Origin of the sequence: Alcanivorax sp. DG881, from assembly GCF_000155615.1 — a bacterium.
Classification (GTDB): Bacteria; Pseudomonadota; Gammaproteobacteria; order Pseudomonadales; family Alcanivoracaceae; genus Alcanivorax.
The window spans coordinates 3,454,400-3,465,152 of sequence record NZ_DS989915.1 but is presented as its reverse complement, the minus strand read 5'-3'; the positions used below and the strand labels follow the sequence as shown (position 1 = coordinate 3,465,152).

General features: G+C 60.8%; 8 protein-coding genes. 3 read left to right on the top strand and 5 right to left on the bottom strand.

From position 1 onward, the window contains the following. Positions 1 to 67 precede the first annotated feature (67 nt). The gene (locus tag ADG881_RS15620) at positions 68 to 1,105 is read right to left on the bottom strand and encodes a DUF4062 domain-containing protein (RefSeq protein WP_007148600.1); all 1,038 of its coding nucleotides are present in this window, start codon (positions 1,103 to 1,105) and stop codon (positions 68 to 70) included. 263 nt (positions 1,106 to 1,368) lie between these two features. Between ADG881_RS15620 and ADG881_RS15615 the strand changes: the two genes are divergently transcribed. Then, on the top strand, positions 1,369 to 2,115 hold the full coding sequence (locus ADG881_RS15615) for a ParA family protein (RefSeq protein WP_007149533.1): 747 nt from the start codon (positions 1,369 to 1,371) through the stop codon (positions 2,113 to 2,115). A 134-nt stretch (positions 2,116 to 2,249) separates the two neighbouring features. Here the strand turns inward: ADG881_RS15615 and ADG881_RS15610 are convergent, their stop codons facing one another. The 3 genes from ADG881_RS15610 to chrA all read right to left on the bottom strand — a co-directional run bounded on the left by ADG881_RS15610 (position 2,250) and on the right by chrA (position 5,922). Next, entirely contained in the window at positions 2,250 to 3,944 is a 1,695-nt protein-coding gene (locus ADG881_RS15610; protein ID WP_007151237.1) for an acyl-CoA dehydrogenase family protein, read from the bottom strand. A gap of 95 nt (positions 3,945 to 4,039) precedes the next feature. Continuing rightward, a complete protein-coding gene (locus ADG881_RS15605; protein ID WP_039926960.1) occupies positions 4,040 to 4,675 on the bottom strand; it encodes a TetR/AcrR family transcriptional regulator in 636 nt (211 codons plus the stop codon). 110 nt (positions 4,676 to 4,785) lie between these two features. Beyond that, positions 4,786 to 5,922: a chromate efflux transporter gene (gene chrA, locus ADG881_RS15600; RefSeq protein WP_007149145.1), complete on the bottom strand. Its 1,137-nt coding sequence runs from the start codon at positions 5,920 to 5,922 to the stop codon at positions 4,786 to 4,788. 111 nt (positions 5,923 to 6,033) lie between these two features. On the opposite strand from chrA, the gene recQ reads away from it, so the two are divergent. Continuing rightward, entirely contained in the window at positions 6,034 to 8,175 is a 2,142-nt protein-coding gene (gene recQ / locus ADG881_RS15595) for a DNA helicase RecQ (protein WP_007151063.1), read from the top strand. 119 nt (positions 8,176 to 8,294) lie between these two features. Next, entirely contained in the window at positions 8,295 to 10,247 is a 1,953-nt protein-coding gene (locus ADG881_RS15590) for a metallophosphoesterase (protein ID WP_007151121.1), read from the top strand. Between the two features lie 50 nt (positions 10,248 to 10,297). On the opposite strand, the gene ADG881_RS15585 is transcribed toward ADG881_RS15590, so the two are convergent. Then, complete coding sequence (locus ADG881_RS15585) at positions 10,298 to 10,729, bottom strand: MgtC/SapB family protein (RefSeq protein WP_007148851.1); 432 nt, start codon at positions 10,727 to 10,729, stop codon at positions 10,298 to 10,300. Between the last annotated feature and the right edge of the window lie 24 nt (positions 10,730 to 10,753).

The following is a 10,753-nucleotide window of genomic DNA, read 5'->3' as shown; positions in this document are numbered from 1 at the left end:
CCTCTTTGCTTCCAGACCTGAAAAACCGGGTCTGCGACGTTATTAATTATTCATTATTAACTATTAATTAAATTTTCACCGTGCGTTTGACCGCCATCACCTGACTCATGGTGTTGTCGCCATGGGCGGTCAGCTGCCAGAGTGGCAGGCCCCGGCTGTCCTTTTCTGCCGACCGGTTGATCAATCCCAGTGCCCGGAGATGGATTTTCACCTGATTAAAGGCATGGGCTGCCAGCACCACATTGCGCACGGCGTGGGCTCGAGGGAAATCGTTCTGCACATCCCCCAGAGCCTTGCGGCCGATAAAATCTTCCAGCGCTTTCTGCAACACCGATTCCGCCGCCGGGTTCAACATCAACGGCGCCACACAGGAAAAGGCCTGATCCCAGCTAATCTTGGTGGTCACCATGGCCAGCTTGCAGTCACCGCCTTCATACACATTGCAGGAATAATCCAGCGCCACCTGGTCCCCGGCACGGGCCAGGGTCTTCAAGGGGGGGCGCGCCTGGCTGAGCGCTTCTTCACGCTCTTTTTCCAGCAGTTCAATGCGCGCCTTGAGCGCCTCCGCTTGGGCACCACCGCCCTCGCCCGCCTGATCGGCACGCACCCAACCCACTGCATGGTGTTCACGCATCAGGTGGGGAATCACCTTGCCAGCCAGCTCGTTCAGGCCTGCTTCAGTACTCCAGCGATAGCACGTCACCTTCTCTTCCAGCAGGCGCACAAAATCGTCACGGCGCACCTGACCGTCCCGGGTCGGCTCACGCTGCGCTTCCGGCAGGGCGGAGGGATTTTCATGGATAAAGGCAATAATCGGTTTGCGCTTGGTGGCGGCGAAGATGTACTCACGGTGGATCTCGCTGAGCCCCATCGGCGACAGGGTGCCGTAGCGGCCGCCCACAATCAGGATGAAATAATCACTGGTTTCGATCAGCTTCTGGATCACCGGCAACAAGGTATTGCCGTCCGCCGCCGCACTATCCAGGCCGGTAGGAATCAGCCCGTGCTCCAGCATGGGCAGTATCAGTGCCTGGCGCGCGCCCTGCATATCAGGGAACGTGGCGCTGATAAAGACTTGATAGCGTTTGTTGGCTGTCGCGCTCACCCTGATCAAAACCTCTTTCTTTGTTATTCCGGCCCGCCGGGCCGTGCCTGTGGAGGGCTATTAAAGCGCCTGAATGCCCTGATCACAAGCCAGCCCGCTGACCCAAAAGCCGGGTCTGGCCATGACATGGGACATTTCACCGGTTCGTGCTAGCCTGAGCCCAGCCTATAACGCGGCCGGGGCCGCTATAATGGCTGGTCGCACGGGCAGGCAGACGGGAGCCCCGGGCACTCCACTCTCAAAGCTTACAGGAAAGGGACGCCATGCAAACCATTGCCTTTTACAACCTGAAAGGGGGCGTAGGTAAAACCACCACCGCAGTCAATGTGGCCTGGCACGCTGCCCGCTGGAAACACCGCACCCTGCTCTGGGACCTGGACCCGCAAGGGGCCGCCAGCTTTTACCTGGGTGTGGACGATGGCGATGGCTACAAGGCCGCCAACCTGATCAAGGGCAAGCAGCCCATTGGCCGCCTGAAACGGGAAACCCGCTGGGCCAACCTGGATGCGATCCCCGCCGACCTGTCCATGCGCAATGCCGATATCAAGCTGCTCGAGAATGGCGGCGCCAAAAACCGCCTGAAACAGCTCATTGCCCCGCTGGGGGAAAGCTACGAACTGGTGATTCTGGACTGCCCGCCCACCCTGAGTCCGGTGGCGGAAAGTATCTTTGCCGCGGTGGATTACCTGTTTGTCCCGGTCATCCCCACCCACCTGTCCGTGCGCGCCTTCCAGCAGGTGCTCGACTGGATCGACAGCAAGAACTACAAGAACCTGACCGTAGTACCGTTCTTCAACATGGTCGACCGCCACCGCGATCTGCACGTGGAAATGCTGGTGAAACGCCCCAAGGCCATGAAGGGCGGATTGAAAGGCTGGATCCCCTACTCCACCCACGTGGAGCAGATGGGCGACCACCGGGCCCCGGTCGGCGAATTCGCCCCCTACACCCCCTCCGCCCAGGCCTTCCGCGCCATGTGGTTCGAGATTGCGGGGAAACTGAAACTCTAATGAATAGCTGGCGCGAGCCCGCTCCAGGGTGTTTGAAACGCAAGAGGCCGCGTCCAGTATCTGGACGCGGCCTCTTTGCTTTCGGAATCAGAAACTCCTGATCCGCGACGTTATTAATTATTCATTATTAACTATTAATTGCCTTCCCACGGGTTCGCCCGCTTCAGCACCTCATCCAGATCCAGCCCTTTGGGCAAGGTCCCGTAGTTGCGATCCCCATGCTCACCCAGTCGCGAAGCAATGAACGCTTCAGCCACGGCGGTATTGCCGGCGGCCACCAGCTGGCTGGCCTGCATGGTCAGTGATACCCGATCCACGATATCGCGGGCCCGGTATTCAGCCTCATCCATATCGCTGAATTCACGCTTGAGCGTGTCCACGGCCTTGTCCAGACGGGCATCACTCCCCTGGGTCTTGGCCAGTTCCGCAAACCAGGTATCCAGCACTGCCGGCGTTTTACCGAGGGCGCGAAGCATATCCAGCGCTTGCACATTGCCGGAGCCTTCCCAGATCGCATTGATTGGCGCTTCGCGATACAGGCGCGCCATGATGAAGTCTTCCGTCACGCCGTTGCCACCCAGGCACTCCATGGCCTCGTAGGCATGGAATGGGGTGCGTTTGCAGATCCAGTATTTGCCGGCGGGCAAGCCCAGACGCAGCAGCAGGCTTTCATGGCTGTTGGACGGGTCCAGCGTGGACTGATCCAACGCTTCGCCCATGCGCATGGCGATGGCCAGGGAGCCTTCCACTTCCAGCTGCAGATCCGCCAGCACATTACGCATCAAGGGCTGGTCCAGAAGCGTTTTGCCGAAAGCTGCACGCCCGGCCGCATGGTTCACGGCCTGGGCCACCGCCTGACGTTGCCCCGATGCCGATCCGATCATGCAATCGAAGCGGGTCATCGCCACCATTTCGATAATCGCCGGCACCCCGCGGCCTTCTTCGCCGACCAGCCAGCCCAGCGCACCGCGCAACTCGATTTCCGAGGAAGCGTTGGACACGTTACCCATCTTGTTTTTCAGGCGCTGTACCTGGATCGGGTTCTTGCTGCCATCCGGGCGCCAGCGCGGCACCAGAAAACAGCTCAACCCGCCTTGCGTCTGCGCCAGCACCAGAAAGGCATCGCACATGGGTGCAGAGGTAAACCACTTGTGCCCAACCAGCTCATAGGCCTCCCCCGGCCCTTCATTGCCAATGGCGGTAGCAACGGTGGTGTTGGCACGCACATCAGAACCGCCCTGCTTTTCCGTCATGCCCATACCGATGGTCAGCGCCTGTTTCTCGGTATGGGGCACATTGCGCGGGTCATAGGCGTTATTGAGAATCTTGGGCAACCACTCCTTCGCCAGTGCCGGCGTCAGGCTGATGGAGGGCACCGAGGCAAACGTCATGGTCAGCGGGCAACCGTGACCGGCGTCGACCTGCGCCTGTAAATAGCTCTGCGCTGCCCGGGCCACGTGTGCACCTGGCTTGGGGTTTGACCAAGGCGAGGAGTGCATGCCGGACTCCAGCCCCAGGGCCATCAACCGGTGGTAGGACTCGTGGTATTTCACCAGGTCCACCCGGTACCCCTGACGATCGTGGGAAAAAAACTGTGGCTTGTGTTCGTTGGCCAGAAAGCCCCATTCGATCACCTCGGCACTGCCGGTGCGGGCACCGTGGGCAGACAGGGCATCCTCCGCCCAGCTCGCGCCATGGCGGGCCACCGCCTCGCGCAGGGCCGTATCGTTGTCGTAAGCGTTGTAATCTTCCAGCGCCCGGGCCTGGTTGAAGACCTCATGGGTCTGGGCCAGCGGGTCCGCTTTCAGGGTATCGTGCTTGGCATTCATGTGAGCTCTCCCGGTTTATTAACGCAGCGTGTTTCACGCTTCATGCAACAAGCTCCACGCCCCACACAGGGAAAGCGCGCTGCCGTTGCCGCTTTTTACGCAGTCTGTTGCTGCTGAATAGCTTGCGCCTGTGCCCGGGGAGCACCCACCGCGCGCAGACAAAATTGGGTCAGGGATTCCGCCAGGCTGGCCTTGGGCAGCGGTTCGGACAGCGGCCCCACCAGCGCCTCGGCAATGGCACCCACCAACGCGGCGGCACTGACGGCTGTGTCCTGCAGCGGCAGGGAGCCCTGGCTGACACCGTCACTCAGCAGTTTCTGGTACAGCTCGGCATAACGCTGACGGTAGATCAGACGCTCCGCGTCCACGGCCGGGTCTACCGGCTCGGCGATCAACGACCAGGCCAACGTAGGCGCGGCTTGCGCCCGGCGTACAAACACCTGCAGCACGTATTCCAGTCGCTGGGCAAAATCGCCGTCTTGCTCCATGGCCTGGGCCACTGCCGCCACTTCCCGCTCGGTGGCCAGGCGAAACACCTCCGCCGCCAGCACCGCCTTGTTGTCGAAATAGCGATACAGGGTGCCGACGCCAACGCCAGCCTGGCGGGCCAGCGTCTGCATGGTCAGCCCGGCAAAACCGCTGTCACGCACCAACTGCTCTGCATTACGCAGCAAGTGGGCACGCTGAGCCGCCTTGCGGGCTTTCACATTGTCGGTTTCCCGGTACGCCATAAACGGAATCCACATTCATTTCTTATAAGAAGTGAATCATGGTTCCGACTTTCGAGCAAGCACCACCTGTCGCGCGGCTCTCTGCGGCAGGAGCGTCGCTGGCGACGCGCCTACAACAAGCCTGCCAACACCCCCAGCCCCGCCATGCCCAGCAGCATCCCCCACAAGGGCACCGTCTTGCTGCGCAGCACCACGAATCCCGCCACTACGACCAACAGGTCCCACCCATCATGCACCGCAGAGACGAACACCGGCTGATACAGCGCCGCCAGCAGCAACCCGACCACCGCCGCATTGATGCCCGCCACCGCACCGGCCAGTGCCGGGCGGGAGGACAACCATTGCCACCCTTCCATCATTCCCAGCACCAGCAAAAAGCCGGGCAAAAAAATCGCCAGTGTGGCCAGCAAGGCGCCCCACCAGGGGCTGGCTGGCAGCAAAACCGCCCCCAGATAGGCGGCCAGCGAGAACATCGGGCCGGGCACCGCCTGGGCAGCCGCATAACCGGTAAGGAACGAGTCCGGGCTCATCTGTGGCCCTACCAGCTCCTGCAATAATGGCAGCACCACATGGCCACCACCGAACACCAGCGCACCGGCGGTGAAAAAATCATTCCAGAGACCCAGCAGCCGCCCGGCGGGCAGCACCGCCACCAGCGCCAGCAGCACCAACAGCCCCAACGGCAACCAGCGCCAGACCGGCTTGCCCTGCAACGGCTCCACGTTTGCGGGGCGCAACCAGTGCCAACCCACCGCTGCCGCCAGCAGCAAGGCCGCCACCTGCCCCCAGAGCGCAGGCCAGAGCACCAGCAACAGGGCCACACCCAGTGCCAGCCCCCGTGTCAGCGGGGCCGTACAAAAGCGCGCACCCATATTCCACACGGCATCGGCCACCACCACCACCGCCAGCCACTTCAGGCCTGTGACCACACCGCCCTGGAGCCACTCCGGCAGTGCTGCCGCATACATGGCCAGCAGTGCCATCAACAGAAAGGACGGCAAGGTAAAGCCCACAAAGGCAACAAAAGCCCCCGCCACGCCACCGCGCACCCGACCAATGGCGAAGCCCAACTGGCTGGACGCCGGACCCGGCAGAAACTGGGTGAGAGCCAGCAAGCGGGCAAAGTCCGCCTCGCTCAACCATTGCAGTTGCACCACAAATCGCTGGTGAAAATACCCCACATGGGCCGCCGGGCCGCCAAAGCTGATCAACCCCAGCAGCAGAAACTGGCGAAAAATGTCTGTCATCACCTACACTCTTTCCCATCCACAGGCCCAGAACGCTACCACACCGTCATGGCAATCGAATGCCTGTTGCCCGGATGTCATCGTCCCGGCCCCACGGGTATACTCCCGGCCATGCAATCCAATGCCCACTCCGTTCTCGAACATGTCTTCGGCTACCACCAGTTTCGCGGTGAACAGCAGACCATTATCGATACCCTGATACAGGGCGACGACGCGCTGGTGCTGATGCCCACCGGCGGGGGTAAATCCCTGTGCTATCAGATCCCGGCCCTGGTCCGTGCCGGCACCGGTGTGGTGATCAGCCCGCTGATTGCCCTGATGCAGGATCAGGTGGATGCGCTCAAGGCACTGGGCGTGAAAGCCGGCTTCCTCAACTCCACCCTGTCACTGGAGCAAGTACGCGAGCTGGAAAACGCCTTGCTGCAAGGCCAGCTGGACATGCTCTACATCGCCCCGGAGCGGCTGATACAGCCGCGCACGCTGGCGCTGCTGAAACAGGCCGAGATCGCCCTGTTCGCTATCGATGAAGCCCACTGTGTGTCCCAGTGGGGGCATGATTTCCGCAACGACTATCTGCAGCTGTCCCTGCTGCACCGGGAATTCCCGCAGGTGCCCCGCATTGCATTAACCGCCACCGCGGACCAGCGCACCCGCACGGAAATTGCCGAGCGACTGGACCTGACCCAGGCGCGACATTTTGTCTCCAGCTTCGACCGCCCCAACATCCAGTACCGTATCGAGCGCAAGGACGGTGCCCGCAATCAGCTACTGCGCCTGTTGCGTGCCGAGCACGCCGGTGAAGCGGGGATCGTCTACTGCCTGTCGCGCAACAAGGTGGACCGGGTGGCCGAATGGCTATGCCAGCAGGGCATTAATGCCCTGCCCTACCACGCCGGGCTTTCTGGCCCTGTGCGGGAAAAACACCAGCAGCGCTTCCTGCGCGAGGACGGCATTGTCATGGTCGCCACCATTGCCTTCGGCATGGGCATCGACAAACCTGACGTGCGGTTTGTGGCGCATCTGGATCTGCCCAAGAGCATTGAGTCCTACTATCAGGAAACCGGCCGTGCCGGCCGTGATGGCAACCCGGCCACGGCCTGGATGGCCTATGGGCTGGAAGATGCCATCAAGCTCAAACAGATGCTCGCCCAAAGCAGTGGCAACGAGCAGCACAAGCGCAACGAAAACCAGCGCCTGGAAAGCATGCTGGGGCTGTGCGAAATCACCCATTGCCGCCGCCAGGCATTGCTGCACTACTTTGCTGAAACCCTGGAAAAGCCCTGCGGTAACTGCGACACCTGCCTGCATCCACCGGAAACCTTCGACGCCACCGAAGCCGCCCAAAAGGCCCTGAGCTGTGTCTACCGCACCGGCCAGCGCTTCGGCGTCAACCACCTGATCGACGTGCTTACCGGCAACCGCTCCGACAAGGTCGCCAGCGCCGGGCACGACCATGTGTCTACCTGGAACATCGGCAACGAATTCAACGCCAACCAGTGGAAAAGCATCTACCGTCAACTGGTGGCCCGCGGCCTGCTCACCGTGGACATGAACGGTTACGGCGCGCTGCAACTGACCGACGCCTGCCGCCCCTACCTGCGCGGGGAACAGCCGCTGCACCTGCGCAAGGAAATCGCCAAAGCGAAAAAAACCGGCACCCGTAAAAGCCAGTCCAACGTGGCGGAAGCGGATCGCACCCTGTGGGAAGCACTACGCGCCTGTCGCAAACGGCTATCCGAAGAAGAAGGGGTGCCGCCCTACGTGGTCTTCCACGACGCGACCCTGATGGACATGCTCGCCATCCGCCCGCGCAATCGCATGGAACTTTCCGCCGTGAGCGGCGTAGGGGATCGCAAACTGGAGCGCTACGGCGACGACTTTCTTGCCGTTCTCAATAAAGCCGCGAATGGCAACAACACCAGCGAGGCAGAAACCACCGGCCCGGACAGCAACGAGATTCTCACTCTGGCTCTGGCCAACATGGCCCCGTCCGCCATCGCCCGGCAGCAGAACCTGAACGAGCAGACCATCTACCGGGAACTGAGCCAACTGGTGGTCAACGGCAAGCTGTCACTGGAGCAGGCACTGGGCCTCAGCGACGTGGAAATCGGCATCATTCAGGACGCCCTGCTCAGCCAGGCCAACCTGGCGGAAGACACTTTCAGCTACCGCCAGATCAAGGAACAACTGGCTGACGACTGGCCCACCGGCGTCCTTCACTGTGTCCGCCAGGCCATTCTGGCGCAGTGCTGATCCGCACTGAGCCAGATTCAGCACGGACGTTCAAATAAAATTCACTGGATCGTCAATCCTCCCACACACGCCCTCTCCACAATCCCCCGACCGACTCTTATCTGACTGGGGAATCCATTGTGAAACGGCTCAATTACAACCTTGCGGCTCTGCTTACCGCACTTGCGCTTACCGGCTGCGGGGGCGATTCGTCGTCCTCGTCCGACGACACCGACACAACTGATAAAGGCAGCACCCCCGCCACCACAACCACCCTGCGCATCGGCTTGTTGCCCGATACCCAGGGCGGCGGCGACAACGTGGCCATGCACCCGATGAAAGCCGTGCTGGATAAAGAACAGGCGTTGGGCGCCAACATCGTCATCCCCGTGGGCGACCTGACCGACCACGGCACCACCGGCGAATTTGAACAGTGGACCTCCATTGCCGAAGGTTACCGCGATGCCGGCATCGAATTTCTGCCATTGATGGGCAACCACGAAGACAGCTATGCCTACTCCGTGGAGTGGGTTGAAAACATGAAGCACTACATTCCCGATGACGCCGTCCATATGGCCGGCGCGCAGTACCTGAATTATTACGTGATCCGCGACAACGTGATGATTGTTCTGCTCAAGTACTACAACCTGCCAATCGCTTTTCAGTGGATCAAGCAGGCGGTCAATACCCATCGCGATGAGGTAGACCATATCGTGATCGCCAGCCACGACGGCCTGATCGGCGCCAAATACGGGGAAACCCGCGAAATGATCGTGGAAGGCGTGACCGGCGACAATCTGCTGATGAACCAGTGGGATGATATTCGCGCCTTTTTCGCCCGCAATGACGTGATCTGGGTACAGGGCCACGAGCACATGTATCAGCGCTCTGTTATCACCGCCCCGATTTATGTGGATCCCGCCTCCTGGACCGAAGAGGAAGGCAACTACCGGCTGCCGCAGTACACCCAGATCGTTTCCGGCAACGCGTCCTACAAAGGCTACGAATTCCGTTACGGGGAACGCGAGCTGGTGCAGCGCATCGTGCAGCAAAAAATGAACACCAAGAGCAACGGCTCCACCGCCTACGATGTGAATGCCTCAGTACTGACCTTCCAGGGCCCGCGAGTGGATTACGAGTCATGGTTTGCCGAGCACACTATCAATAGCAACGAAGACGGCGTGAAAGAACTGGCTGATCCGAACTGGCAATTGCTGGACCGTTTTTCACGTACCAGCAACCGCTGCGAGCGCGTGGTCTACCCCAACTCCATTCCCGACGGCACCCGCCCGGTCATGTATCTGGACAGCCAGTACATCAGCAATGACTGCCGCGCAGACGATGGCAGTACTGCCCGAATGGTGGCCGGCACCAACAACACCTTTAACCGCCTGGAAAGCCGCACCCGGGACATGGAACTGACCCCCGGGTTCAGCCGAGCCGAGAGCGTGCCGGATCTGATGCGCCTGTCTTACCAATATTTGTTCCAGTACAACCAGCCCTGGACCCCGAACCTGAACGCGGAAAACCGGGTCATCCCCAACAGCGGCGACAGCAATGTGCTGGATATTCCGGAAACCACCATGGACCTGAAAGAAGATGTGGCCATGAGCTGGCAACCTGCCACGGAAGACACCCTTAGCGACATTCTGATCATCAGTGGCACCCAGAACCAGACCGGCACTTATTCCAGTGCCTATGGCGCGATCAAGGATCTGGAAGCCGATACTGGCCTGCCAGGCAGCCAGCCGGACGGCACCGCCAAGCAAGCCCATACCTTGCCCGCCAGCGCCAGCAAGGACTGGGATTTGAGCAGTGCAGTCTCAGATCGCTACGCCCTCACCTTTGATGCCGCCGCCGGCATCGCCACTGAGACTACTACTCTGGGTATGCATAGTGAGTCCGGTTGGCAGGCTGTCACCTCAGCGGGTTGCGTAATCAACCAACCTTTCGATGAGAGCTTCCTGGCTACCCCGCCGGTGCGCAGCGCAGGCTGCGACGCGAAACCACTGGTGGGCTTCGATGCTGACCACGGGCAACGCTGGTGGGTCGTCCTGGAGCAGGACGCAGAACTGGCCTTGCTGGCCCGCTAACCTGCCACGGAAAGCCCTGTTACCCGGCCCTTCCCGTCACGCGGGGAGGGTCACCCCTCCTCTTCCTGGCGTTTGAATGATCGAGAAAACTGCAGAATCAAAAAATTGATCAGCGACAGCACCAGGGCAATTTCATAACGACTGTAAGCTACCGAAATACCGATCGCCCCGGTATTCCACAGGCTCGCCGCCGTGGCGGTACCGCTCACATTAGCCCCATCCTTGAGAATCGCCCCACCGCCGATAAAACCCATGCCGGTAATAATCCCGTACATGACCCGCGCTTCCGCATCGGAACCGGTGTACACCTGCATTCCCACCAACATATAGCCACAAGCCGCAATGGAGACCAACGGGAAGGTACGCAAGCCAGCACCTCGCGCCCTCTGCTCCCGGTTCCAGGCCACCGGCAGCGCCAGCACAAAAGCGGCGCCAAGCTGAATCAGGTGGGTCCCCACCTGCGCCCAGTCCAGTTCCTGCATATCGCTCTCCTTGCTTAAGAGGGG